Source organism: Vibrio sp. 10N.222.55.C6 (genome assembly GCF_041473395.1).
Lineage (GTDB): Bacteria > Pseudomonadota > Gammaproteobacteria > Enterobacterales > Vibrionaceae > Vibrio > Vibrio crassostreae_C.
Map to the genome: position 1 here is coordinate 20,222 of NZ_JBFRSD010000021.1, position 26,250 is coordinate 46,471.

Sequence of the window (26,250 nt, forward strand, 5' to 3'; positions counted from 1 at the left end):
CATATTCTTTTCTTTCCGGAAAAACGCTGTACTCACGGTGCAGCGTTTTTTTATGCTACTCTGTTCGACTATTAGAATTTGATTCACTCTTTTATGCATAATTCTCAAGCGTTCACAGACTCTCTTCCTAAACACATTGCTATCATTATGGATGGTAATGGTCGCTGGGCAAAAGCTCAGGGCAAGCCTCGCGTCTTTGGCCATAAAAACGGTGTTCAAGCCGTTCGTAAAACTATCTCTTCTGCAGCCAGACTTGGCATTAAAGCCGTTACTCTTTTTGCATTTAGTAGCGAAAACTGGCGTCGTCCTGAAGAAGAAGTCGGTATCTTGATGGAACTGTTTATTTCAGTGCTGTCGAGTGAAGTTAAAAAGCTTCATAAAAATAATCTACAACTTCGTGTTATTGGTGATAAAAGTCGTTTCAATGATCGACTACAAAAGAAGATAGAAGAAGCGGAAGCTTTGACTAGCACCAATACGGGTATGGTTATTAATATTGCAGCTAACTACGGCGGTAAGTGGGATATTCAGCAAGCAATGACCTCTATTGCTCAACAGGTAAAGTCTGGCGATATTAATGTAGATGACATTGATGAAGCTATGATTACACAGCACCTGACGATGGCAGATATTCCTGAGGTTGATCTACTTATCCGTACCAGTGGCGAATGCCGCATTAGTAATTTTATGCTTTGGCAGTTGGCTTACGCCGAAATGTATTTCACTGAACAATTCTGGCCAGACTTTAATGAAGACAGCTTAGTAGAAGCTGTGACTTGGTTTGTTAACCGTGAGCGTCGTTTTGGATGCACCGGTGAGCAAATTAAAGCTTTGATGGACAGTTAATAAGGATTTTTTGGTTTGAAACAACGAATTATTACGGCGTTGATTTTAGCTCCCCTAGTTATTCTAGGTATTTTCGAGTTATCACTTCCTACATTTATTCTTTCACTAGCGGTAATCTCGCTATTGGGTTTTTGGGAGTGGACTCAGTTTGTGGAAAGCAAATCGCGTTATTTAGCGTTGATTCCAACGGTTGTGGTTAGTGCTGCAAGTTTTTCTTTTATCCCTTTTGATGCATTTAGCCTTAATAACTTGTCTACTGCTCACTACGCCATTCTAACGATTGGCTCGATTTGGTGGGTAATCGCGAGTGGCATGGCGGTGACTTATCCTAAGTCTATGCCTGCATGGAAAGACTCTTCTCTTCTTCGTCACGCCTTTGGTGTGCTGACTCTGCTGCCATTCTTCTGGAGTGTGGTTATCCTGCGTGCTAACGGTATCGATGCTGATCCTTACCACGGTGCTAAACTGGTGATGTTTGTTTGCTTGCTTGTTTGGGCTGCAGATAGCGGCGCATACTTTTCAGGAAAGAGTTTTGGTAAGCGTAAAATGGCACCAGCGGTAAGCCCTAATAAGACGATTGAAGGTCTTATCGGTGGCATTATTACTGCGGTGATCGTGGCTTGGATCTTTGCTGACTTGTTTGACATCCAATTCACAAGCCCACTTCACATGATTGTTATTACCCTTGTGACCGTTGTTATTTCTGTTCTAGGTGACCTTGTTGAAAGCATGTTTAAGCGTGTTTCTGGGGTGAAAGACAGCAGTAATCTGATTCCTGGTCATGGTGGTATACTAGATAGAATAGATAGCTTAACGGCTGCATTCCCTGTCTTTGCTCTGCTTTATTTAGCATTCTAATAAAAAAGGGCAGTGATTCTGCCCTTTATTACATTTCTACGGTCATATGTGATGCGAAATCTAACTATCCTTGGCGCTACCGGCTCAATTGGTGCAAGTACACTAAAAGTCGTTGAGCAAAACCCAGATCTCTATTCAGTGGTTGCACTGGCTGCAGGCTCGAATGTTGAAAAGATGCTGGCGTTAGTTGAAAAGTGGCAACCAAGCTATGTTGCTATGGCTTGCTCTGATGCAGCGTCTCAACTGACTGAAGTGTTGTCCGTGAGTTACCCTAACGTAAAAGTACTTTCAGGCACTGAAGGCATGTGTCAGGTTGCTTCTCTAGAGGAAGTGGACACGGTAATGGCCGCGATTGTTGGTGCCGCTGGTTTACTTCCTACTATGTCTGCGGTTAAAGCGGGCAAGCGTATCTTGCTTGCAAACAAAGAAGCTTTGGTGATGTCTGGGCAGTTGTTTATCGACGCCGTGGAAAAATACGGTGCAGAGCTGCTTCCTGTCGATAGCGAGCATAATGCTATTTTCCAATGCCTTCCGCAGAACGTACAAACTAACCTAGGCCGCTGTAACCTTGAAGAAAACGGCATTAACCATATTCTTCTGACTGGTTCTGGTGGTCCTTTCCGTTATACCGATGTGGCTGAACTCGAATCAGTGACTCCTGAACGCGCAATTGCACACCCTAACTGGTCTATGGGGCCTAAGATCTCTGTCGATTCTGCGACTATGATGAATAAAGGGCTAGAGTACATTGAAGCGAAATGGCTATTTAATGCTTCTCAGGAGCAGTTAAAGGTCATCATTCACCCGCAGTCTGTGATTCACTCGATGGTTCAGTACAAGGATGGCTCTGTGCTTGCTCAAATGGGCGAACCAGATATGGCAACGCCAATCGCTTTGACGATGTCTTACCCTAATCGTACCGAGGCGGGTGTTAAGCCTTTAGACTTTACTAAAGTGGGTGAGCTTACCTTCTTAGAACCAGATTTCAGTCGTTACCCGTGTTTGAGGTTAGCGATTGAAGCGTGCTACTTAGGTCAGCATGCGACAACAGCCATTAATGCAGCAAACGAGATCGCGGTCGATGCTTTCTTGAACAATCAGGTGAAGTTTACCGATATTGCTGTCATTAACGAACACGTTATGAGCAAAGTATGTGAACAACATAACTCTGAGGGTTTAGATAGCTTGGAAAGCCTTCTCGAGCTCGATAATATGTCTCGTCAAATAGCCATTCAATTTATTAAAGAGCAGCTAGCATGAGTGGAATTCTGTGGAACTTCGCATCTTTTATCGTAGCGCTTGGCATTCTGGTTGCTGTTCATGAGTTTGGACACTTCTGGGTCGCTCGTCGTTGTGGTGTGAAAGTTGAAAAATTCTCGATTGGTTTTGGTAAATCAATCTGGAGTAAAGTGGGCCGTGATGGCACTGAATACAGCTTGTCAGTGATTCCACTGGGCGGCTACGTTAAGATGCTCGATGGTCGTGTTGACGATCTTTCTGAAGATCAACAGCAATACGCTTTCGACAAGAAGCCGCTTTGGAAACGAACGGCGATTGTGGGTGCAGGCCCTGCATTCAACTTTATCTTTGCGGTGTTCGCGTATTGGTTAGTATTTTTGATTGGCGTACCCGCGGTTAAGCCCGTGATTGGTGAAGTCACTCCACAATCTATTGCTGCACAAGCCGGAATTGAAACTGGAATGGAACTTAAATCTATTTCAGGAATCAAAACCGCAGATTGGGAATCAGTCAATATGGGGTTGATATCGCACATTGGTGATCAATCCATGACAGTGACGGTTGCTTCTCAAGACGACATCGGCTTTGAGCAACAAATGACATTGGATATTTCAGACTGGTCGTTCAACCCAGAAACTGAATCTGCAATGACAACGCTGGGCTTTAGACCGTATTCTCCAGAGATATCGACCGTACTGGCTCAAATCATTGATGATGGCGCTGCATACGATGCAGGTCTTGAAGCTGGCGATAAAATTGTTGAGATTAACGGGCAACCTATTGAACAGTGGCAGTCGGTTGTTGAGTTAATTCGTGCTAATCCAATGACATCATTGGACTTGGTCGTATTGCGAAATGGTGCCGAGCAGTCATTGGTTATGACACCAAAAAGTCGAGAGCTTTCTGATGGTTCGACAATCGGCTATGCAGGTATTGCTCCGGAAGTCGCAGAATGGCCAGAAGATTATCGCTTTGAGTTACAATTTGGTGTAATTGAGTCTGTAGGAAAAGCATTTGATAAAACAGGTCAAATCATTGGATTGACACTGACAATGCTTAAGAAGCTCATCGTTGGTGATGTTGGCTTAAACAACTTGAGTGGCCCTATTTCAATCGCTAAAGGTGCAGGTACAACCGCCGATTATGGTCTGGTTTACTTCTTGGGCTTTTTGGCTCTGATTAGTGTTAACTTAGGGATTATTAATTTGGTTCCGCTGCCTATGCTTGATGGCGGACATTTGCTGTTTTTCGCTATTGAGGCCGTTACTCGTAAACCGGTACCTGAGAAAGTTCAGGAAATGGGATACAGAGTGGGAGGGGCAATCCTCTTCTCATTGATGGCTCTGGCAATATTTAACGATTTTACTCGTCTGTGAATGGTTTCTCACAGGCATTGGTAGTAGCAAGGAATAATTAGAATAAGTATGGCGATTAAGCAAATTCTGTTCGCAAGTCTATTGGCCACTAGTGTGGCTGCGAACGGAGCACAAAACTTTGTAGTTCAAGATATCAAGATCGAAGGTTTACAGCGTGTTGCACTTGGTGCAGCTCTACTGAAAATGCCAGTACGTATTGGCGATGAAGTGGATGAAAGCGATGTGTCTGAGATCATTCGTGCATTGTATGCTTCGGGCAACTTTGAGGACGTTAAAGTACTTCGTGATGAAGGTGTATTGATTGTTCAAGTTCAAGAACGACCGACCATCGCAAGCATCTCATTCTCTGGTAATAAAGCAATTAAAGAAGAACAGCTTCAGCAGAACCTAGATGCGTCTGGTGTTCGTGAAGGTGAAGCCCTTGACCGTACTACGCTGAGTAACATTGAAAAAGGCCTTGAAGATTTTTACTACAGTGTTGGTAAGTACAACGCGACAGTAAAAGCGGTTGTGACACCTCTGCCACGTAACCGTTCTGACCTTAAGTTTGTGTTTACTGAGGGCGTATCCGCTAAGATTCAGCAAATCAACTTTATCGGTAATGAAGTCTTCTCTGACTCTGAACTGCTTAGTCGTTTCAATCTGAATGTTGATGTTGCATGGTGGAATTTCCTTGCGGATGAAAAATACCAAAAGCAAGTATTAGCCGGTGATATCGAAGCGCTGAAATCTTACTACCTTGACCGTGGTTACCTTAAGTTTAAGGTTGACTCTACGCAGGTGGCGATCTCTCCAGACAAAAAAGGTGTTTACATCACGCTTGGCCTCGATGAAGGCGAAGCCTACACCGTTAAAGATGTCTCTTTCCGTGGTGAATTAATCGGTCGTGAGGCTGACTTCGAAGCGTTAGTGCCATTCGAAGACGGCGATACGTACAACGGTTCTTCGGTAACGTCTTTGGAAGAGAACGTAAAACGAATTCTTGGTGAATCTGGCTACGCGTACCCACAAGTTCGCACGATTCCTGAATTTGACGATGAGACCAAAGAAGTGTCGTTGGTTATCAATGTAGAAGCGGGCAGCCGTATCTATGTTCGTGATATTCGATTCACGGGTAACAACTCAACGAAAGACGAAGTACTGCGTCGTGAAATGCGTCAAATGGAAGGCAGCTGGCTTAACTCTAAGTCCATTGATACCGGTAAGAGCCGTCTTAACCGTTTAGGTTTCTTTGAAACGGTTGATGTACAAACAGTGCGTGTTCCTGGCAGTGAAGACCAAGTTGATTTGGTTTACAACGTTAAGGAAGCGAACTCAGGCAGTATCAACTTTGGTGTTGGCTACGGTACTGAATCAGGTGTTAGTTTCCAAGTTGGTTTGCAACAAGATAACTTTGCAGGTTCAGGTAACCGTGTTGGCGTAAGTGCCATGATGAATGATTACCAAAAGAACGTGAGCTTAGACTACCGTGACCCATACTGGAACCTTGATGGTGTGAGCTTAGGCGGTAAGATCTTCTACAACGAATTTGAAGCCTCTGAAGCGGGCATCGTCGACTATACCAACCAAAGTTACGGTACCAGCCTAACATGGGGTTTCCCTATGGATGAGCTGAACCGTATCGAGTTTGGTGTGGGCTATACGCACAACAAGATCGGTAACGTACCGACTTATATCCAAGTTGAACAGTTCGCGAGAAGTATCGACCAATACGGTGACGAGCACATCTTAACCGATGACTTCGATATCAATATTTCATGGACGCGTAACAATTTGAACCGTGGTTTCTTCCCAACTGAGGGTAACCACCAACGTGCTTTCGCTAAAATGACGGTACCAGGCTCTGATGCTCAGTACTTCAAAATGCAGTACGATGTAAAACATTACATCCCGCTGACCAAAAAGCATGAGTTCACACTATTGATGCGTGGCCGATTAGGCTATGGTAATGGTTATGGTCAAACAGATGGTAACGATAACTTGTTCCCATTCTACGAGAACTACTACGCAGGTGGTTTTACAACCCTACGTGGCTTTGGTTCTAACTCAGCTGGCCCGAAAGCCGTTTACGGAAGCAGCACAGGTAACAACCCAACCTATGATACCGCTACTGATGATTCAGTGGGTGGTAACGCGGTTGCCTTAGCAAGCTTAGAGTTAATTGTACCAACGCCGTTTGCTTCTGATGAAGCGCGCAGCCAGATTCGAACCAGTGTTTTCTTCGACATGGCAAGTGTATGGGACACAGAGTTCGTAGACCGCGGCGCACCAAATAGTGGCAGCCAGTACTACTACGATTACTCTGACCCAACAAATTACCGTTCATCTTATGGTGCCGCTCTTCAATGGATGTCACCAATGGGCCCACTGGTTTTCTCTCTAGCGAAACCAATTAAAGTTTACGAAGGTGATGATGAAGAGTTCTTCACATTTACCATTGGTAGAACTTTCTAATATTTAAAGGACAATATTTTGAAAAATATGATTAAAGCAGCAGGTTTAGGCCTTGTAGTTCTTAGCTCTTCTTTCTTTGCAACAGCTGCTGAAGCTGCGCAAAAAGTGGGTTATGTAAACACTGCACAAGTATTCCAGGCTCTACCTCAGCGTGAAGTTGTTCTTCAAAAAATGCAGGAAGAGTTCAAAGATAAAGCGGCTGAGCTACAGAGCATTCAAGCTGAAGCGAAAACCAAGATTGAAAAGCTTAAGCGTGATGGCGAGCTACTAGGTCCTGAAGAAGTTGAGAAGCTTCGTATCGAAGTTGGCCAACTAGACAGCAAGTACAAAATCAAAGCTCAAGCATTAGAAAAAGCAAGTCAACGTCGTGAAGCACAAGAGAAGCAGAAGCTGTTCAAAGTGATTCAAGATGCTGTAACTAAAGTTGCAGAGAAAGAAGGCTACGACATGATCGTTGATATTCAAGCTCTACAATACGGTAAGCCTGAATACAACATCTCTGAGCAAGTAATTAAATCACTGAAATAAGTTTTATGAAGAACCTGACTTTAGCCGAATTGGCAACGATTACTGGGGGAGAGCTACACGGAGACGGTACGATTACCGTCTCAGCAGTCGCTCCTATGGATAAAGCGCAAGAAGGTAACATTACGTTCCTTTCTAACGTGAAGTACAGCAAGCACCTAGGTGACTGTAAAGCGTCCGCTATTATGGTTAAAGAGAGTGAGCGCGAATTGTGTAAGACCAACGTTATTGTGGTTAGTGACCCTTACGTTGCTTTTGCTAAGGTTGCTCAAGCGCTTGATACTACTCCTGCACCCGCAGCGGCTATTGCTGATTCTGCTTCAATCTCTAGCGATGCAACTATTGGACAAAATGTGTCTATTGGTGCGAACGCTGTGATTGAGTCTGGTGTAGTACTTAGTGATGATGTGATCATCGGTGCTGGTTGCTTTATTGGTAAAAATGCAAAAATTGGCGCAGGCACTAAGCTGTGGGCTAACGTAAGTGTTTACCATGAAGTTGTGATTGGTGAAGCATGTCTGATCCAATCAAGTACTGTTATTGGCTCTGATGGCTTTGGTTATGCGAACGAGAAAGGCGAATGGGTTAAGATCCCGCAAGTCGGCTCTGTTCGCATTGGTAACCGCGTAGAAATTGGCGCGTGTACTACCATCGACCGCGGCGCATTAGATGACACAATCATCGAAGACAACGTTATCCTAGATAACCAACTCCAGATTGCTCACAATGTTCACATCGGATATGGTTCAGCTCTTGCTGGTGGTACTATCATTGCAGGCAGCACGACGATAGGTAAGTACTGTATTATTGGTGGTGGTTGTGTGATTAATGGTCACATTGAAATCGTTGACGGCGTTACAATCACCGGTATGGGGATGGTAATGCGCAGCATCACTGAGAAAGGCATGTACTCTTCGGGTATTCCTTTACAGCCAAATAAAGACTGGCGTAAAACAGCGACGCGAGTTCATCGTATTGATGAAATGAACAAGCGTTTGAAAACCGTTGAAAAACTTATTGAGAAGAGCGCGGAATCATAATTCCAGCATTTCTAATAAAAGGCTCGCGTACAGCGAGTCTTTTTCGTTTATAATCCTTCTAATTAAATAAAGAATATACATAGGAATACGACTTTGACTACTGAACAGACAACGATGAACATTACTGAAATTCAGGAACTACTACCTCATCGCTACCCATTCTTAATGGTTGATCGTGTGACTAGCTTTGAAAAAGAAAAAACACTGACCGCAATTAAGAATGTTTCTGTTAACGAACCTCAGTTCACAGGCCACTTCCCTCAGCTTCCTGTATTCCCAGGCGTGTTGATCTTAGAAGCAATGGCACAAGCAACAGGCCTTCTAGCATTCAAATCTTTCGGTGCGCCTTCTGGCAACGAGCTTTACTACTTTGCAAGTGTTGATAAAGCAAAATTCCGTAAGCCAGTAGTACCTGGTGACCAACTGGTTATCGAAGTTGAATTCTTAAAAGAACGTCGTGGCATCGCATCGTTTAATGGTGTTGCTAAGGTTGACGGCGTAGTTGTATGTTCAGCTGAACTTAAATGTGCTCGTAGAGAGTTTTAATATGATTCATGAAACAGCGAAAATTCACCCGGCAGCAGTAATCGAAGGTGATGTAACTATCGGTGCTAACGTGACGGTTGGGCCTTTCACTTACATTGCTGGTAACGTGACCATTGGAGACGACACTGAAGTGATGTCGCACGTTGTGATCAAAGGTCACACAACCATTGGTAAAGAAAACCGTATCTTCCCACACGCTGTTATCGGTGAAGAAAACCAAGATAAGAAATACGGCGGCGAAGACACAACAGTTGTGATCGGTGATCGCAACGTAATTCGTGAAGCGGTTCAAATCCATCGTGGTACGGTTCAAGACAAAGCAACCACAGTGATTGGTGATGACAACTTACTTTGTGTTAATGCTCACGTAGCGCACGATGTTATTGTTGGTAACCACACTCACATTGGTAACAACGCTATTCTTGGCGGTCATGTAACGGTTGGCGACTACGCTGGTGTTATGGCACTTTCTGCGATTCACCCATTCTGCTCAATTGGTGCTTACGCATACATTGGTGGTTGTTCTGCAGTTGTTCAAGATGTACTGCCGTACGTGCTTGCACAGGGTAACCACGCGGCTCCATTCGGTCTTAATCTAGTAGGTTTGAAGCGTAACGGATTTGAAAAACCTGAAATTCGTGCACTACAGAAGGCGTACAAAGAGTTATACCGTTCAGGTAAAACACTTGAAGAAGCGAAAGTGGCTTTAGTTGAAATGGCAAAAGAGTTTACTTCGGTAGCGCCTATGCTTGAAATGCTAGAGAACTCTGAGCGCGGTATTATTCGTTAATACTCGATATGGTTATGTACCAATCAATGTGAGTATGGCAATAACTACTTCATCAGAATGGTATAACAAAAAGATCGCTACTCGTTAGGCGGTCTTTTTTGTTTTAGGCAACAAGGGAATTGAAAAACTATGGCACAGCAAGAAGCAGCAACCAATAGCTCGGACTTCGTTTCGAATGAACCATTGCGCGTAGGCATTGTTGTCGGCGAACTGTCTGGCGATACGCTTGGTGAAGGCTTTATCAAAGCGATCAAATCACAATACCCGAATGCAGAGTTCGTTGGCATTGGCGGGCCGAAAATGAAAGCCCTAGGTTGTGAGTCTCTTTTCGAGATGGAAGAGCTGGCCGTTATGGGCTTAGTTGAAGTGCTTGGCCGTTTACCTCGCTTGTTAAAAGTAAAAGCAGAGCTGGTTAAGTATTTCACTCAAAATCCACCCGATGTCTTTGTCGGTATCGACGCGCCCGATTTCAACCTAAGGCTTGAGTTAGACCTTAAGAACGCTGGTATCAAAACGGTGCATTACGTGAGCCCTTCAGTGTGGGCTTGGCGTCCAAAGCGTATCTTTAAAATCGACAAAGCAACCGACTTAGTCTTGGCTTTCTTGCCGTTCGAAAAAGCGTTCTACGATAAATATAACGTTGCCTGTGAGTTTGTTGGTCACACGTTGGCAGACGCGATTCCTTTAGAGCCTAGTAAACAAGATGCTCGAGAGCTGTTAGGTCTTGATCAAGACAAGCAGTGGTTAGCCGTATTACCGGGTAGTCGTGGTGGTGAGATGGGTTTGATTGCTCAGCCATTTATCGAAACTTGCCAACGTATCAAGCAGAAGTATCCGGATATCAATTTTGTTGTTGCGCTCGTTAACGAGCAGCGTAAAAAGCAGTTTACTGAAATCTGGCAATCGACCGCACCTGAGCTTGAATTCACGTTAGTCGAAGATACGGCAACCAACGTGATTACCGCCGCTGATTCTGTGCTCTTGGCTTCAGGTACCGTGGCTCTTGAATGTATGTTGCTTAAACGCCCTATGGTGGTTGGTTACAAAGTAAATAAGCTGACGGGTTACATTGTTAAGAAGTTGGCGATCACTGAGTTTGTGTCACTGCCGAATATTTTGGCTGGTGAAGAGATCGTGAAAGAGCATATTCTTGAAGAGTGCCACCCAGACTTTTTGTTCCCGTCTGTCGATAAAATGCTATCAGCCGATAACAGTGCCTTGATCAAACGCTTTACCGAGATGCATCACTGGATCCGCAAAGACGCAGACAAACAAGCCGCTAACGCAGTATTGAAATTGATTGACCGACCTTTTGTTGAAGCATAAAGCGCTTATTTACAGAACATTAAGAGATTAGTTATGGCAGTAAAAGAAAAAAAAGAGCTTCCTCCATTTGAATACCCGCAAGGTTACCAGCTGTTTGCTGGCGTGGATGAAGTAGGGCGTGGCCCTTTGGTTGGCGACGTGGTGACCGCTGCGGTTATCCTTGATCCAAACAACCCAATCAAAGGCTTGAACGACTCAAAGAAATTGTCTGAGAAAAAGCGTCTTGCGTTACTTCCTGAAATCAAAGAGAAAGCTTTGGCGTGGTCTGTCGGTCGTTGTTCTCCACAAGAAATTGATGAGTTGAATATTCTGCAAGCGACGATGGTTGCTATGCAGCGAGCTATCGCGGGGTTGAGCGTTCAACCTGATATGGCGTTGATAGATGGAAACCGAGTCCCAGAACTGCCGATGGATGGTCTTGCGATTGTGAAGGGGGACTTGCGAGTGGCTGAAATCAGTGCGGCGTCTATTATCGCAAAAGTCGTTCGTGACCAAGAGATGGAAGATCTTGATAAACTTCATCCAGAGTTTGGTTTTGCTAAGCATAAAGGTTACCCGACCAAAGCGCATTTCGAAGCGATTGAAAAACATGGTGTAACCGAGCATTACCGCAAGAGCTTTAAGCCAGTAAAACGTATTCTTGGTATAGATTAGAGCTTTACGTTAACTAGAGCTTAGCATCGAATAAAGTTGCTAACTTGTATTAGAAAAAAATAGAATACACACAGTTGTAATCCTAGGCTCAAACCTAGAACTCAGGAAAAATAATGTCAGATCCAAAATTTGTTCACCTACGCGTACACAGTGACTTTTCGATGGTGGATGGCCTATCCAAGGTGCCACCATTAGTTAAAAAAGTCGCTGAAATGGGTATGCCTGCTCTAGCATTGACCGACTTTACCAACCTGTGTGGTTTAGTGAAGTTTTACGGTACTGCCCATGGGTGTGGGGTTAAACCTATTATTGGTGCTGACTTCTTGATGCAGTCTCCAGAATTCGGTGACGAGTTGACCAAGCTCACCGTTATCGCAACGAACAATAAAGGTTATAACAACCTAACGTTACTCATCTCAAAAGCTTACCTTCGTGGTCATGTTCAACATCAGCCTGTTATTGATAAAGAGTGGCTAATTGAGAATGCAGAAGGCCTGATCATTCTATCGGGCGCCAAAGAAGGTGAGATTGGTAAGGCGTTGCTGAAAGGTAACCGTGACTTGGTTGCAAGCAGCGTCGAGTTTTACAAAACGTACTTCGCCGATCGTTTTTACTTGGAACTGATTCGTACCGGACGCCCGGATGAAGAGTCTTATCTGCACTTTGCGCTAGAGCTTGCTGAACAAGAAGACCTGCCTGTTGTCGCGACCAACGAAGTGGTTTTCATTTCTGAAGACTTGTTTGATGCCCATGAAATTCGTGTGGCGATTCACGACGGTTTTACAATGGTTGATCCACGTCGACCGAAAAACTATAGCTCACAACAATACTTGCGTAGTGAAGAAGAGATGTGTGAGTTGTTCTCAGACATCCCTGAAGCACTGGAAAACAGTGTCGAAATTGCTAAGCGTTGTAACGTAACAGTTCGACTGGGCGAATACTTCTTACCTAACTTCCCAACGGAAGGTTTGGCGATTGAAGACTTCTTGATTAAAAAATCAGAAGAAGGCCTTGAGCGTCGTTTAGCGTTTCTATTCCCTGATGAGAAAATTCGAGCTGAACGCAGACCTGAATACGATGAGCGACTCAAGATTGAGCTCGAAGTTGTTAACAACATGGGTTTCCCAGGTTACTTCTTGATCGTAATGGAGTTCATCCAGTGGTCAAAAGACAACGATGTGCCAGTAGGTCCTGGCCGTGGTTCTGGTGCCGGCTCTCTAGTCGCTTACGCCTTGGATATCACCGATCTCGATCCACTTGAATACGATCTACTTTTCGAACGTTTCTTGAACCCAGAACGTGTATCCATGCCCGATTTCGATATCGACTTCTGTATGGATAAGCGTGACCAAGTTATTGATCACGTGGCTGAAATGTACGGTCGTGATGCCGTTTCTCAGATCATCACCTTTGGTACCATGGCGGCAAAAGCGGTAATCCGCGATGTAGGCCGTGTACTGGGTCACCCGTTTGGTTTCGTCGATCGAATTTCAAAGCTTGTACCGCCAGATCCGGGTATGACTCTAGAGAAAGCATTCCTTGCTGAACCTGCATTGCCAGAGCTTTACGATGGCGATGAAGAAGTTCGTGAGCTGATCGATAAGTGTCGCATCCTTGAAGGTTGTACGCGAAATGCCGGTAAGCACGCGGGCGGTGTTGTTATCTCACCCACCACGATCACCGATTTTGCGCCAATCTATGCCGATGCAGAAGGTAACTTCCCAGTAACGCAATTCGATAAGAATGACGTTGAAACCGCCGGTTTGGTTAAGTTCGACTTCTTGGGTCTACGTACTCTGACCATCATCGATTGGGCGTTAGGCCTTGTAAACCCTCGCCTGAAGAAAGAAGGCAAAGAGCCGGTTCGTATCGAGTCGATTCCTCTTGATGACCAAGCGTCATTTAACCTATTACAAAATTCTGAAACCACCGCGGTATTCCAGCTGGAATCGCGTGGTATGAAAGACCTGATCAAACGTCTACAGCCCGACTGTTTTGAAGATATTATCGCATTGGTAGCCCTGTTCCGTCCGGGTCCTCTGCAATCAGGCATGGTAGATAACTTTATCGACCGTAAACACGGCCGTGAAGCGGTTTCTTACCCTGATGAAACGTGGCAACACGAATCGCTGAAAGAGACGCTAGAACCTACGTACGGCATCATCCTGTATCAAGAGCAGGTAATGCAAATCGCACAGATCCTTGCTGGCTATACGCTTGGTGGAGCGGATATGTTGCGTCGTGCGATGGGTAAGAAAAAGCCAGAAGAGATGGCAAAGCAGCGTGGTACCTTTAAAGAGGGCGCTGAAGCCAATGGTGTTGATGGCGAACTGGCCATGAAGATCTTTGACTTGGTAGAGAAATTTGCGGGCTACGGCTTTAACAAATCTCACTCGGCCGCATACGCACTGGTTTCTTATCAAACGCTATGGCTGAAAACGCACTACCCAGCGGAATTTATGGCTGCGGTAATGACAGCGGATATGGATAACACCGAGAAGGTTATTGGCCTTGTTGATGAATGTTTCCGTATGAAGCTCAAGCTTTTACCACCAGATATCAACTCAGGTTTATACCGTTTCAATGTGGATGAAGATGGCGCGATTGTTTATGGCATCGGTGCGATCAAAGGGGTCGGTGAAGGCCCTATTGAAGCGATCATTGAAGCGCGAAATAAAGGCGGTTACTTTAAAGACTTATTCGACTTCTGTGCACGCCTTGATCTGAAGAAGGTCAACAAACGTGTTATCGAAAAGTTGATTCTATCCGGAGCCTTAGATAGATTAGGTCCTCACCGAGCGGCAATGATGGCATCTTTGAAAGATGCGGTGAAGGCGGCGAGTCAACATCATCATGCCGAGTCTTTTGGTCAATCTGATATGTTTGGCGTGTTGACCGACGCTCCGGAAGAGGTTGAACACAAGTATACCCAAGTGCCTAAATGGCCTGAGAGGGTTTGGCTTGAAGGTGAACGTGAAACGCTTGGTTTGTATTTAACGGGTCACCCGGTTAACGCTTACATCAAAGAGTTAGCGAAATACACTAGCTGTCGTTTGAAAGATGCCACGCCAACGCGTCGTGACCAATCACTAACAATTGCAGGCTTGGTGATTGCTGCGAGAGTGATGACGACGAAGCGCGGCACGCGAATTGGTTTGATGACACTTGATGACCGATCGGGCCGAATGGAAGTGATGTTGTTCTCGGATGCGCTCGATCGCTACGCAGAATTGCTCGAAAAAGACAAAATTGTGGTCGTTTCCGGACAGGTCAGCTTTGATGATTTCAATGGCGGGCTTAAAATGTCCGCGCGCGAGGTCATGGACTTAGGAAGCGCCCGTGAGAAATATGCTCGTGGGGTGTCGATATCTATCGACCAATCCCAAATTAACGGTCAATTTTTTGAACGCTTTAGTCAAATCTTAGAACCTTATAGAGCCGGAACGGTCCCAGTCAATGTATACTACCAGCGTGCCGACGCTAGAGCGCGGTTAACATTGGGCACAGAATGGCGTGTGACGCCAAGTGATACATTACTAGACGAATTAAAACAGCTGCTTGGAAATAGCCAAGTAGAACTCGAATTTAACTAAAATTTAGCTTCGCGAATGCGGAGCTGAATCAACAAGGATTCATAGATGAGCCTGAACTTTCTAGAATTTGAAAAGCCTATCGCTGAACTTGAAGCAAAAATCGAAGCGCTACGTGACGTTTCGCGTCACGGTGGTGACACAGCGGTAGATCTAGACAAAGAAATCGAACAACTAGAGAAAAAAAGCTTAGAGCTTAAACAGAAAATCTTTAGTGACTTAGGTGCATGGCAGGTAGCTCAACTTGCTCGTCACCCTCAACGTCCTTACACCAAAGATTACCTGGAGCATGCATTCACAGAGTTTGAAGAGATGGCGGGCGATCGCGCTTACGCTGACGACAAAGCTATTGTGGGTGGTATGGCTCGTCTAAATGGCCGTCCTGTTATGGTTATTGGTCACCAGAAAGGTCGTGAGACTAAAGAGAAAGTGATCCGTAACTTTGGTATGCCAAAGCCAGAAGGTTACCGTAAGGCGCTACGTCTAATGGAAACTGCTGAGCGTTTCAACATGCCTATTATTACTTTCATCGACACAGCGGGCGCATACCCAGGTGTTGGTGCTGAAGAGCGTGGTCAATCTGAAGCTATCGCTAAAAACCTAAAAGTGATGGCTGGCCTTTCAGTTCCTGTTATCTGTAACGTTGTGGGTGAAGGCGGTTCTGGTGGTGCACTAGCGATTGGTGTTGGTGACTACGTGAACATGCTTCAGTACTCTACGTACTCAGTAATCTCTCCAGAAGGTTGTGCTTCAATCTTATGGCGCGATTCAGATAAAGCACCACAAGCAGCTGAAGCGATGGGCCTGATTGCTCCTCGTCTTAAAGAGCTTGAGCTTATCGACGAAATCATTCCTGAGCCTCTAGGTGGCGCGCACCGCGACCCTGCACAAACCGCTCAAAACATGAAAGACATGTTAGTTAAACAGCTAGAAGAGCTAGAGCAGTTTGATAACGAAACGCTGCTTGAGCGTCGTTACCAGCGTCTAATGAGCTACGGCTACTGCTGATAACTTGCCTTAGCGATAAGGCTAGCTATACGAACAAATGATGAAAGGGTTGGACTCAGTGCCAACCCTTTTTTATTATTAAAACATTATCCCTTAACACACGATCTCTTGGTTTATTAGCCTCATGACACACTTAATTGATACCTTTACATCTGTACTTGATCAAAGCGCGCTTAAGCCTTGTCGGTTGATCGTCGCTTTCAGTGGTGGTGTCGATTCACGAGTGTTGTTGGAGTTGGCTGCCCAATTCGCTAAGTCCCATCACATCGATTGCTGTGCGGTACATGTTCACCACGGCTTAAGCAACAATGCTGATTATTGGGCAGAGCAGTGCAAAACATGGTGTGATGCTTTGTCGGTATCCTTGTTCATTGAACGAGTCTCGCTAGATATTAGCCGTGGAGAAAGCGTTGAAAAGCTGGCTCGAGACGCGCGATACCAAGCCCTTAAAAAGCATATTAGACAAGGTGATGTGTTAGTGACAGGCCAGCACATCGATGACCAAGTCGAGACCTTCTTGTTAGCTCTTAAGCGTGGCAGTGGTCCGAAAGGGCTCTCTTCAATGGCGAAAGTGATGCCATTTTCAGGTGCTCATATCGTTCGCCCACTGCTGTCGGTGACGAGAACGGATATTGAAGTGGCGGCGCGCGATATGGCTTTAACTTGGGTAGAAGATGAGAGTAATCAAGACGTTCGCTTTGACCGTAATTTTATTCGTCATCAAGTCACTCCGACACTGACCGAGCGTTGGCCTAGTTTTCGAGAATCGGTCAGTCGTAGTGCTCAGCTATGTGCAGAGCAAGAGTTACTGTTGGATGAGTTGTTAGAATCTCACTTACAACAAGCTTTGACTGAGAAGCACAGCTTAAGTATTGAGGTATTATCTCAGTACTCTGATTTACTGCGTGCACGCTTATTAAGAATGTGGCTGAGCCGCTGTAATCAACCGATGCCGAGCCAAAAGCAGCTCAAACTTATATGGGATGAGGTGGCATGTGCTCAGGCAGACGCCAACCCTAAGCTGGTGTTGAATGAGGTTGAGGTTAGACGTTTTAATCATCAGCTCCATGTCGTAAAAGAGACCAAAGACTTGTCGAACTGGCAAAGTGATATCTCGATGGAAGAGAGCTTAGTTTTGCCTGACGGTTTAGGGGAACTACACTTAACTTCAGCGGCGAGTGATGGTGTATCTAACCACTGTGATGCGCAACATTTTAGTCTCAACACAACGAGAGGAACACTGCGAGTGATATTTAACCCTGAGGGATTGTCAGCACACCCTGTTGGGCGCGGTCATAGCAGGAAGCTTAAGAAGTTGTTTCAAGAGTACCAAGTACCCAGTTGGTTAAGACGCAGAACGCCGATATTAATGGATGGCGATCGAGTGATCGCTGTTTTAGGCTTATTCGTAGATAAAAACTACGAAGGTCAAGATTGTGAAGCGCTTTGGAGCAAGTAGAAAAAGTTTATGTCACAATTCACCGTCACTTTAATAAAAATAATTAATGGAATATGCAATGAAGAAAATTACACTAGGATTAGTTCTTGGATTTGGACTATTGAGTGGTAACGCTCTGGCGGCTGATGTTGCTGCGGGTCAAGCTAAAGCAGCAATCTGTGCGGCATGTCATGGTGCAGACGGTATCGCAGTGATCCCTGGCTATCCAAACCTTAAAGGTCAAAACGAGCAATACATCGCTTCATCAATTAAGGCCTATAAGAATGGCCAGCGCACCGGCGGTTTGGCCGCTGTAATGCAGGCTCAAGCTTCAATGCTGAGTGATGAAGACATCGCGAATCTAGCCGCTTACTACGCAAGCCTTAAGTAAAACCTTCTCAAAGCGCTGATTAAACAAGATGATAAATTTCGAGCCAGAGCTTTAAAGCTCTGGCTTTTTTCATTGAATGTTTACTATAGCTAACCGATAATGAGCCATTCGCACAGTTTAAGGGATGAACATGAAAAAGATTGAAGCCATTATCAAGCCATTCAAACTTGATGATGTACGTGAAGCACTTGCAGAAGTGGGTATTACGGGTATGACAGTATCTGAAGTTAAAGGCTTTGGACGTCAAAAAGGTCATACTGAGCTATACCGCGGCGCAGAGTACATGGTCGACTTTTTACCTAAAGTGAAACTAGAAATCGTTGTGACCGACGAAGTGGCTGACCAATGTGTTGATACCATCATTGAGACGGCTCAAACAGGTAAAATTGGTGACGGTAAGATCTTCATTACTGAAGTTGAACGTGTGGTACGTATTCGTACTGGCGAAGAAGACGAAGACGCCGTATAAAAAAACTATTACCCTAAAAGGAGCGTTTATCGCTCCTTTTTCATCTCTGGTAGGGTGCTGTATGTTTAAGAAAACCATCATTGTTATCACGTTATTGATAACGCTTGCTGTCGTTAGTTTTCATTTTATCTTCGTGATCCCGAATAAACCCAACCTGATCATTTCCTCTCAAAGTACCAGTAACGACATCTACAGTTGCTACCAAAACTCTGCACCGAAAGCGATTGATGTGTCTGATGGCTTAGACATTACGGTGTGGAATATCTACAAGCAAAACCGAAATAATTGGCAGAGTGAGTTAAATAAGCTGTCGGCAGGTAGCGATTTAGTCTTGCTGCAAGAAGCTAGTATGACAGAAGGACTTCGCCAATGGGTAATGAGCGGACAGTGGGGAAGCACACGTGTTAATGCGTTTGAGGCCTTTGAGCAAAGTGCTGGGGTACTCAACCTAGCAACCCATTTACCGATTGAAGCGTGTGCTTATACTCATGAAGAACCTTGGCTTCAACTGCCTAAATCGGCGCTTTGGTCGCGTTACCAACTAAACAATGGCGAAGAGCTGGCTGTGATTAATATCCACGCTGTGAACTTTACCTTTGGTACGGAAGATTACGAGGCTCAGCTCAAGAGCTTAACTGACAATCTGCAAAAGTATCGTGGGCCGGTTATTTTTGCTGGGGACTTTAATAGCTGGAGTGAAGCTCGCTTTGCTGTATTGAAAGATGCGTTGGAGAAGGTTGGTTTGACGGAAGTTGCCTTTGAGCCAGATAACAGAACTCAGTTCATTACAGGACTGGTGCTCGACCATGTGTTCTATCGAGGGCTAGAGGTAGAAAAAGCAAAAGCGCCCATTACGGACGCTTCTGATCATAACCCTATGCGAGTGACCTTTAAGGCTAAATAGTGATTAGCTATTAGTCATTGGAACTTAACCATTCGCACGGTGGTTACCTTGGGAAATCTAACGGAACAATAGGCTAGAGAGTCTTCGCTAGCCTTATCTCTTCTACTTAAAAGATTAAAATGTAGAGCGCCCAGATTAGGTAGTAGCCAACCCATGGTAAGCCTGAAATCACAAGCGCTTGCCCGCGTTCAAACTCAGTCCACGTTAATACTGCAGCATAACCTAGCACGATGTACCATGGCAGAAGCAGTGGTAATGAGCTAGCAAACTGTGACCAATCATTAGTTAGCGGTAACTTGATCAAGCCATTTAAGCTGTTCAAGTCGGCAGCGTAGTTCATCACATGTCCATGCTTGAGTATCAGGCTTGCGTAGCTTGCTACATCACCTAAAACAGCTGGGAATATAACAACCGATGCCGCTGCAAACCATCGCCAAAAGCTGTGCTGATGTTGGCTTGGCTTGGTTGCTAGGTTAAACCAGAATGCCAATAGAACGATGGTTAATGTTCGGCCAAATACGTCGCTGATGATTTCACTTGCGAGTAAGGTATTGCTGTCAAGTAACGCCAATTGGTCAGGGTTCGTTTGAGCCAGTTGCTGCGAGAGCTCTGCACTTAACCATGCAAAATCTACATTCGAAAAATAAGCACCCCAAAACAAAAATGGGCTGAGCATTAATACGACGTAGGGTTGCCATCCCCAAGCACTTCGTTGATAAAGCGCTAAGAAACAAGCTGTTGGCGAACGGAATATATCCAACAGCATGACGAGTGGGTTACTTGACGGGTTCATACACTTACCTTAGTTACATCAACATACAGCTTCAGTTTTTGTCCTGGCTGTAGGTATTTTTTGTTCTGCAAAGTGTTCCATTTTACAACATCTGTACTTTTTACTTTGAACTTTGATGCAATACCGCTGACTGTGTCACCTGATCTTACGTTATAAAAGATCGTACGGATGATGGCGCCGTCTGAGCCGTTCTTCCAAATGACCAGTTCTTGACCAACTCTAAGCGTGTCGCGTGGTCCCATGCCATTCCACTTAGCCAGTGATTGATGAGAGACCTTATTTGCGCGTGCAATCGTCCATAGGCTGTCACCACTTCTTACAGTATGGCTGAGCTTATATTGACCACGACTCTTCGACTGTGTGCTTGCTAGGCGGTTTGAGGCGCTTAGGGCGTATGTCTTGTCGTCTTTGGTGGATGTTGGGATAAGTAAGTGCTGGCCAATACGAATATTGTTGTTGCTCAAACCGTTTGCAGAGCGGATCACTTTGCTGGTGGTGTTATATTTGCTTGCCAGTACGCTAATGCTGTCACCAGATTGAACCTTGTAACGCACCAACTTCATGCCTTTGCCTTTATTGGCAGCGACTTCTTTGTTGAATTTCTCAACTGAATCTAAAGGAAGTAATAGTTGTTGGTGTTTCTCTGGTGCCGTTGCCCATTGGTTGTAAGCCGGGTTGTAACCTTGAAGTTCTTTGACAGGAATGCCTGCGTAGTTCGCAGCAATGGCTAAATCAAGCTGTTCTTCAGGGTTAACCAGAGTCAGCACTGGCTTATTCGGGATCGCCGGAATATCGATGCCATACTTTTCTTGGTTGGCAATGACATCTGCTAGAGCAAGCAGTTTAGGTACATAGCTGCTGGTCTCTTTTGGTAAGTCCAAAGAGAAAAAGTCGATTGGCTTGCCAAGCTTCTTGTTCTTGCGGATTGCGCTGTTTACTCGACCACCACCACTGTTATAGGCAGCAATCGCATGATTCCAGTCGCCATCGAAACGTCGGTTAAGATCTGAGAGGAAGTCCAATGCGGCGTCGGTAGAGGCGGCAACATCGCGGCGGCCGTCATACCAAAAGTTCTGTTCAAGCCCGTAGTCTTTGCCAGTGCCTGAAATGAATTGCCATAGACCAGCAGCACTGCCATGAGAGTAGGCAAACGCATCGAAAGAGCTTTCTACAACGGGTAGTAGTGCCAATTCTAGTGGTAAGCCTTTTTCTTCAATCTTAGTCGTGATCAGATACAAGAAAGGTTCAGCACGCTTTGATACTGTTTTTAGATGACTCGGGTGCTTGAGATACCAAGTTCGGTAGTAGTCGACCTTCTTTTGGTCTGGCACTTCCATTTCAAGTTGCATCGCAATGCGTTTCCAAACATCTTCTTGTGTTTGTGGAGTAACGACAGGTGCTTCAACTTTTTGATCTTCTTTGGCTGTTGCTTCTGATGAAACGTTCGCTTGAGAAACTTCTTTAGTAGGAGATGTGTTGGTTTGCTCGGAAGCTTGGTCTGGATTCTCTGACTGAGTTAATTGGCAACCAGAAAGTAGTAATACCAAAGCCCAGCTGTACTTAACTCGCATGTTACAGCCTTTTTAATTAACGGCCGATGATAATACTTGCCACCCCCTATGAGTGACAAGTCTGTATTTGTTAAAATTCGTTCTTCCACGCACGTAAAGCGGTGAATACCGATAAAGGATCGGTCTGCTCGGTGCGATTAGACACTGATTTCACTACACTTGGCTCGGTATAGCGCAGGAAGGGGTTCACAAACTTCTCTTGTCTCAAATTTGTGGGGATGGTCGACTTATTTTGAGCGCGAAGTCGGTTCACTTGGTCGCGATATTGCTGCAAATGTTGGTTATCAGGCTCTACGGCTAATGCGAAAGCGATATTGGCTGCAGTGTACTCATGTGCACAATACACTTCGGTTTCTTGAGGCAGAGCCGTGATCTTATTCAGTGCATCGAACATCTGTTGTGGTGTGCCTTCCATGATTCGGCCACAGCCCGCAGAGAACAACACATCACCACAAAACAGTTTGGCATCGCCCACATAACCAATATGACCCGCAGTATGGCCACTGAGCCCTAGGACGAGGAATACTTCGCCAAACAGTTCTAATTGATCACCATCATCGACCGGATGAGTTAAGGTAGGGATAGGTTCATTCCTTGGACCGACAACATCCACGCCGGGAAATTGTCTAACGATTTCTGGAACACCACCAATGTGATCGTGATGGTGGTGTGTAATCAAGATTGCATCTAAAGTTAGCTCATGGTGTGCCAAGTACTCTAATACTGGAGCCGCATCACCAGGGTCGACGACAGCACAACGGCGATCGCTATTTTGAATCAGCCAGATGTAATTGTCGTTAAATGCAGGTATGCTTTTGATATGTAACATTATTGGTTCTCCAGTCACTATTAGTGCGACAGAATAAGTGAGACAGATTATTGATGAAGCCAGCACGTAGCAGAAAGAAGTTTGAACGTCCTTACACTTGGGCGCAATTGCACAATGGGGACTGGTTGAGAGAATCTATTCAAACTCGACTCGATGAGTGGTGCCCAAAGCTATTTGGTTACCATATGCTCAAGCTCGGTGGCCTCAGTAGTGAGATTTCTAGCTGCACATGCAACATTCAACATCAAGTAAACCTAGATATCCAGAACCCATTACATAATGTGATAGCGGATGGCTATAATTTACCCTTTTTGGAGAAAAGCTTTGATGTTGTAGTACTGAGTCATCAGCTAGATTATAGCAATGACCCGCATCGCTTATTGAGAGAAGTCGATCGAGTGATGATGGACGATGGCTATATCATTATCACGGGCTTCAACCCAATCAGTGTCACTGGGCTTGCCAGTTTGATGCCTTGGCGAAAGAACAGCTTGCCTTGGAGTGGGCGTATGTACACGCCAAGTCGAATTAAAGACTGGTTAGGTGTACTTAACTATGAAGTAATTCATTGTGACACCTACGCGCTGTTTCCGATGAGTAAGTATCAAGCGATGTGGACGTGGTTGGAGAACAGCTTAGGTGGTTGTGCATCCTTCGCCGGAAGCCAATACTTTATTGTTGCTCGTAAGCGTACTTACCCGCTAAAACCCATCAAACCACATTGGCACCTTAAGCGACGTTTCTCGCCTGTTGGGGCAAGTTTTAGAACCAATACGCGCCGTACAATGGATTCAGCCAAAGCGTCATATCCGCTAAAAACAGAAAAAGCCGATTAGTTGTCGGCTTTTCATCTATCAATTCGATTGAGAAATTGTCAATTAGTTTAAGAAATTATAAATCGCTTTCTGAAATGTGCGTCTAATTAAAAAGACGATTAGCTTGGTTGATAGCCCGTATCTTCTAGAGTCGGATTCTCCGCTGCATTTCGCGCTAAATCATCACACATTTCGTTTTCTCTGTGTCCCGCGTGTCCTTTTACCCAGCGCCAATCAACGCTATGGCGAGCGGTTTCTTTATCGAGCCTTTGCCACAGATCGGCATTTTTAACCGGTTTCTTGTCGGCTGTTTTCCAGTCACGCTTTTTCCAGTTATGAATCCACTGTGTGATGCCTTGACGCACGTATTGGCTATCTGTGGTCAGAATCACAGAGCAAGGTTCTTTGAGGGCTTGGAGAGCAACGACAGCGGCGAGCATTTCCATACGGTTATTGGTTGTTAGCGTGAAACCTTCTGCTAGCGTCTTCTCGACTTTTTTGTAGCGAAGTACGATGCCATAGCCGCCGGGACCAGGGTTGCCTAAACAAGAACCATCAGTGAAAATTTCAACTTGTTTCGTCATGATTTGATACTATTACCTCAAGCACATTATCGGCATAGTCTGACACAGTTATCCTTATGAATACCAGTAGCACTCCAGAACAAAGCACGAACGAAAAAAACAGTTCGAACGAAAATAAGCGCATTGTTGTACTCGATACCGAAACCACCGGTATGAATACAGAAGGTGGCCCTCACTATATGGGTCACCGCATCGTTGAAATTGGTGCAGTAGAGATCATCAACCGTAGGCTGACCGGGCGTCATTTCCACGTCTACATCAAGCCCGATCGTGCGATTCAAGAAGAGGCGATTGGCGTTCACGGTATTACCGATGAATTCTTGATTGATAAGCCTGAATACCAAGACATTCATAAAGAGTTTCTCGACTTTATCAAAGGTGCGGAGCTGGTGGCTCATAACGCGCCCTTCGATACGGGCTTCATGGACTATGAGTTTGAGAAGCTCAACCCAGCGATAGGTAAAACGGATGACTACTGTAAAGTTACCGATACCTTGGCAATGGCGAAGAAGATATTCCCAGGTAAAAGAAACAACCTAGATATCTTATGTGACCGTTACGGTATCGATAACTCGCACCGCACTCTCCACGGCGCATTGCTCGATGCGGAGATCCTAGCCGACGTCTACTTATTGATGACGGGTGGTCAAACTTCGCTGCAATTTAACGCTGGTCAACAGGAAGGTGAAGCCGAAAGCATACGAAGAGTAGAAAGTGGTCGAAAATCCCTAAAGGTTTTACGAGCTACGGCCGATGAAGTAGAAGCGCATCAAAGTCGTTTAGATCTCGTCGAGAAAAGCGGAAGCTGCCTCTGGCGTCAGTAGGGAGAAAGTATGTTAAGGGTATTGGCTACCGGTTGCTTATTGCTGTTAAGTTTTGGCTTACATGCAGCAACAGAATCCGCAATGAGTTTATTGGACAACCGTTTTCGAGTTGATCCCAGTATTGAACAAGTCACCTTTGTGATTTATCGAGCCGATAACTCTAAACCTGTCGTTTTGGTTCGCCCTGATGGCAAGAAATACTACTCTTGGCGCAATGCTGATAATGTCCGTTGGTACGAAGAATCGTCCATGGACATTATCTCTATCGACAATCCGATGCCCGGCCCTTGGCAAGCGATAGGTAAAGTTTCCCCTAAGAACAATATCAAGCTGCTGTCTCATCTTGTTTTGGATGCTAATGAGTTCCCAGATAAGTTGTATCAAACAGAGCGCATCAAATTTACAGCTCGACTGACTTCTGATGGCAAGCCGCTGGTGCTGCGCGATTTTCTCGATCGCGTGAAGCTTAAGGTTACCTTTACTAAGTTTGTTGAAAACGAAGAGTCTTTGGTGAGAGAAGCGCGCCCGGTGCCGGTTGTGATGGGCGAGTTTGCCGATGATGGCGCTGATCTTGATGAAAAGGCCGGAGATGGTGTGTTCACTGTCTCTTTGCCAATTGATATCGAGCCCGGTAAATACCGAGCGCGTATTACCTCTGGTAATGGCGTGTTCCTGCGAGCGCAAGAGCAAGAAGTCTTGGTTTACCCAACACCGATCACTAGCACCTTCATTCAATCACGAAAAGAGGGTTTACCTCATACTATTGTGGTGTCTGGTGAACAGGGGATGATCGCACCGAGCTCGTTAGCGGTTCATGTTGAGCACAAGGCTCCTGATGAATATGTGATGTACAAGCAGGGGCAAGCTGAAGTCGACGCAATGAAAGTCGCTTTAGAGGTGCCTTATAATGGCGATTTAGGAATTTATAATTGGTCAGGGATGGTTTATGCCACTGATGCTTCAAGTCAGCGCCCGCTGATTTTTCCAATTACCGAGCAGTCGTACAGCGTTGTTGAAGATATCGACTTAGCAGAGTCACGACGTCTTCAAGAAGAAGCTCTTGCTGAACAGAAGCGTATCGCAACAGAGTTGATGATCCTTCAAAAACGTGAAGATGACAGACAGCGCAGTATGATCATTATTGCGGTGGGTAATGTGGTCGCTATTCTATTGGGCTTATTGATTTGGTTTGTGGTTCGTAAGGTCAAGGCGAAGAAAAAAGCGTTACCTGAGATGCAGCTCAAGGCGCCCAAGTAACTCGCTTAGATGATTAGATTGTCTAGAGAGAATAAGCTGCTAGATAAAGCATTGGAATTTGTGGCAACGAAATCATGAACAAAAAAACGGGACTCATAGTAGTCCCGTTTTTGTTTCTTTTTC

The 26,250-nt window shown here is 45.2% G+C and carries 24 protein-coding genes; 20 read left to right on the forward strand and 4 right to left on the reverse strand.

Annotated features, from left to right (window positions below; translation table 11 throughout):
* The first annotated feature begins 93 nt into the window (after positions 1 to 93).
* The 17 genes from AB4486_RS14555 (at position 94) to AB4486_RS14635 (ending at position 19,454) form a co-directional block, all read left to right on the forward strand.
* The gene (locus AB4486_RS14555; RefSeq protein WP_017063364.1) at positions 94 to 846 is read left to right on the forward strand and encodes an isoprenyl transferase; all 753 of its coding nucleotides are present in this window, start codon (positions 94 to 96) and stop codon (positions 844 to 846) included.
* Positions 847 to 861: 15 nt separating this feature from the next.
* Positions 862 to 1,704, forward strand: coding sequence for a phosphatidate cytidylyltransferase (locus AB4486_RS14560; RefSeq protein ID WP_017060738.1), 843 nt, complete (start codon positions 862 to 864; stop codon positions 1,702 to 1,704).
* Between the two features lie 51 nt (positions 1,705 to 1,755).
* On the forward strand, positions 1,756 to 2,964 hold the full coding sequence (gene ispC / locus AB4486_RS14565) for a 1-deoxy-D-xylulose-5-phosphate reductoisomerase (RefSeq protein ID WP_017060737.1): 1,209 nt from the start codon (positions 1,756 to 1,758) through the stop codon (positions 2,962 to 2,964).
* Positions 2,961 to 4,319, forward strand: a complete 1,359-nt coding sequence (gene rseP, locus AB4486_RS14570) for a sigma E protease regulator RseP (RefSeq protein ID WP_017060736.1) — start codon at positions 2,961 to 2,963, stop codon at positions 4,317 to 4,319. The genes ispC and rseP overlap by 4 nt, the downstream gene beginning before the upstream one ends.
* Before the next feature lie 48 nt (positions 4,320 to 4,367).
* Positions 4,368 to 6,773 carry an outer membrane protein assembly factor BamA gene (gene bamA, locus AB4486_RS14575; protein WP_017060735.1) on the forward strand — a complete coding sequence of 802 codons (2,406 nt, stop codon included), beginning with the start codon at positions 4,368 to 4,370 and terminating at the stop codon, positions 6,771 to 6,773.
* A 27-nt stretch (positions 6,774 to 6,800) separates the two neighbouring features.
* Positions 6,801 to 7,301, forward strand: a complete 501-nt coding sequence (locus AB4486_RS14580) for an OmpH family outer membrane protein (protein ID WP_017063367.1) — start codon at positions 6,801 to 6,803, stop codon at positions 7,299 to 7,301.
* 5 nt (positions 7,302 to 7,306) lie between these two features.
* Positions 7,307 to 8,338: a UDP-3-O-(3-hydroxymyristoyl)glucosamine N-acyltransferase gene (lpxD, locus tag AB4486_RS14585; RefSeq protein WP_017066404.1), complete on the forward strand. Its 1,032-nt coding sequence runs from the start codon at positions 7,307 to 7,309 to the stop codon at positions 8,336 to 8,338.
* A gap of 93 nt (positions 8,339 to 8,431) precedes the next feature.
* A complete protein-coding gene (fabZ, locus tag AB4486_RS14590; RefSeq protein WP_009847408.1) occupies positions 8,432 to 8,884 on the forward strand; it encodes a 3-hydroxyacyl-ACP dehydratase FabZ in 453 nt (150 codons plus the stop codon).
* Position 8,885: 1 nt separating this feature from the next.
* Positions 8,886 to 9,674 (forward strand): acyl-ACP--UDP-N-acetylglucosamine O-acyltransferase, encoded by a 789-nt coding sequence (gene lpxA, locus AB4486_RS14595; RefSeq protein WP_017066405.1) that lies wholly within the window; start codon positions 8,886 to 8,888, stop codon positions 9,672 to 9,674.
* A 129-nt stretch (positions 9,675 to 9,803) separates the two neighbouring features.
* Positions 9,804 to 11,000 carry a lipid-A-disaccharide synthase gene (gene lpxB / locus AB4486_RS14600; protein ID WP_017066406.1) on the forward strand — a complete coding sequence of 399 codons (1,197 nt, stop codon included), beginning with the start codon at positions 9,804 to 9,806 and terminating at the stop codon, positions 10,998 to 11,000.
* A 33-nt stretch (positions 11,001 to 11,033) separates the two neighbouring features.
* A complete protein-coding gene (gene rnhB, locus AB4486_RS14605) occupies positions 11,034 to 11,654 on the forward strand; it encodes a ribonuclease HII (protein WP_372117515.1) in 621 nt (206 codons plus the stop codon).
* A gap of 113 nt (positions 11,655 to 11,767) precedes the next feature.
* A complete protein-coding gene (dnaE, locus tag AB4486_RS14610; protein WP_372117518.1) occupies positions 11,768 to 15,247 on the forward strand; it encodes a DNA polymerase III subunit alpha in 3,480 nt (1,159 codons plus the stop codon).
* A 45-nt stretch (positions 15,248 to 15,292) separates the two neighbouring features.
* A complete protein-coding gene (gene accA, locus AB4486_RS14615; protein WP_017060731.1) occupies positions 15,293 to 16,252 on the forward strand; it encodes an acetyl-CoA carboxylase carboxyl transferase subunit alpha in 960 nt (319 codons plus the stop codon).
* 124 nt (positions 16,253 to 16,376) lie between these two features.
* Positions 16,377 to 17,711: a tRNA lysidine(34) synthetase TilS gene (gene tilS, locus AB4486_RS14620; RefSeq protein ID WP_017060730.1), complete on the forward strand. Its 1,335-nt coding sequence runs from the start codon at positions 16,377 to 16,379 to the stop codon at positions 17,709 to 17,711.
* A gap of 46 nt (positions 17,712 to 17,757) precedes the next feature.
* Entirely contained in the window at positions 17,758 to 18,081 is a 324-nt protein-coding gene (locus AB4486_RS14625; protein ID WP_170791809.1) for a cytochrome c, read from the forward strand.
* A gap of 130 nt (positions 18,082 to 18,211) precedes the next feature.
* Positions 18,212 to 18,550, forward strand: coding sequence for a nitrogen regulatory protein P-II (glnB, locus tag AB4486_RS14630; RefSeq protein WP_017063373.1), 339 nt, complete (start codon positions 18,212 to 18,214; stop codon positions 18,548 to 18,550).
* A 61-nt stretch (positions 18,551 to 18,611) separates the two neighbouring features.
* Entirely contained in the window at positions 18,612 to 19,454 is an 843-nt protein-coding gene (locus AB4486_RS14635; RefSeq protein WP_017060728.1) for an endonuclease/exonuclease/phosphatase family protein, read from the forward strand.
* A gap of 106 nt (positions 19,455 to 19,560) precedes the next feature.
* Here AB4486_RS14635 and AB4486_RS14640 read toward each other — a convergent pair whose 3' ends face one another.
* The 3 genes from AB4486_RS14640 to gloB form a co-directional block, all read right to left on the reverse strand.
* Positions 19,561 to 20,247: a YIP1 family protein gene (locus AB4486_RS14640; protein WP_017060727.1), complete on the reverse strand. Its 687-nt coding sequence runs from the start codon at positions 20,245 to 20,247 to the stop codon at positions 19,561 to 19,563.
* Positions 20,244 to 21,818 (reverse strand): LysM peptidoglycan-binding domain-containing protein, encoded by a 1,575-nt coding sequence (locus AB4486_RS14645; protein WP_017063374.1) that lies wholly within the window; start codon positions 21,816 to 21,818, stop codon positions 20,244 to 20,246. The genes AB4486_RS14640 and AB4486_RS14645 overlap by 4 nt, the downstream gene beginning before the upstream one ends.
* 70 nt (positions 21,819 to 21,888) lie before the next feature.
* Positions 21,889 to 22,647, reverse strand: coding sequence for a hydroxyacylglutathione hydrolase (gloB, locus tag AB4486_RS14650; protein ID WP_372117520.1), 759 nt, complete (start codon positions 22,645 to 22,647; stop codon positions 21,889 to 21,891).
* 53 nt (positions 22,648 to 22,700) lie between these two features.
* Between gloB and AB4486_RS14655 the strand changes: the two genes are divergently transcribed.
* Positions 22,701 to 23,483: a class I SAM-dependent methyltransferase gene (locus AB4486_RS14655; RefSeq protein ID WP_017060724.1), complete on the forward strand. Its 783-nt coding sequence runs from the start codon at positions 22,701 to 22,703 to the stop codon at positions 23,481 to 23,483.
* 98 nt (positions 23,484 to 23,581) lie between these two features.
* Here the strand turns inward: AB4486_RS14655 and rnhA are convergent, their stop codons facing one another.
* Positions 23,582 to 24,046 carry a ribonuclease HI gene (rnhA, locus tag AB4486_RS14660; protein WP_017060723.1) on the reverse strand — a complete coding sequence of 155 codons (465 nt, stop codon included), beginning with the start codon at positions 24,044 to 24,046 and terminating at the stop codon, positions 23,582 to 23,584.
* A 56-nt stretch (positions 24,047 to 24,102) separates the two neighbouring features.
* Between rnhA and dnaQ the strand changes: the two genes are divergently transcribed.
* Together dnaQ and AB4486_RS14670 are read left to right on the forward strand one after the other, a co-directional pair.
* Positions 24,103 to 24,870, forward strand: coding sequence for a DNA polymerase III subunit epsilon (gene dnaQ / locus AB4486_RS14665; protein WP_017060722.1), 768 nt, complete (start codon positions 24,103 to 24,105; stop codon positions 24,868 to 24,870).
* A 9-nt stretch (positions 24,871 to 24,879) separates the two neighbouring features.
* Complete coding sequence (locus AB4486_RS14670; protein WP_102428241.1) at positions 24,880 to 26,127, forward strand: TIGR03503 family protein; 1,248 nt, start codon at positions 24,880 to 24,882, stop codon at positions 26,125 to 26,127.
* The last annotated feature ends 123 nt before the right edge of the window (positions 26,128 to 26,250 follow it).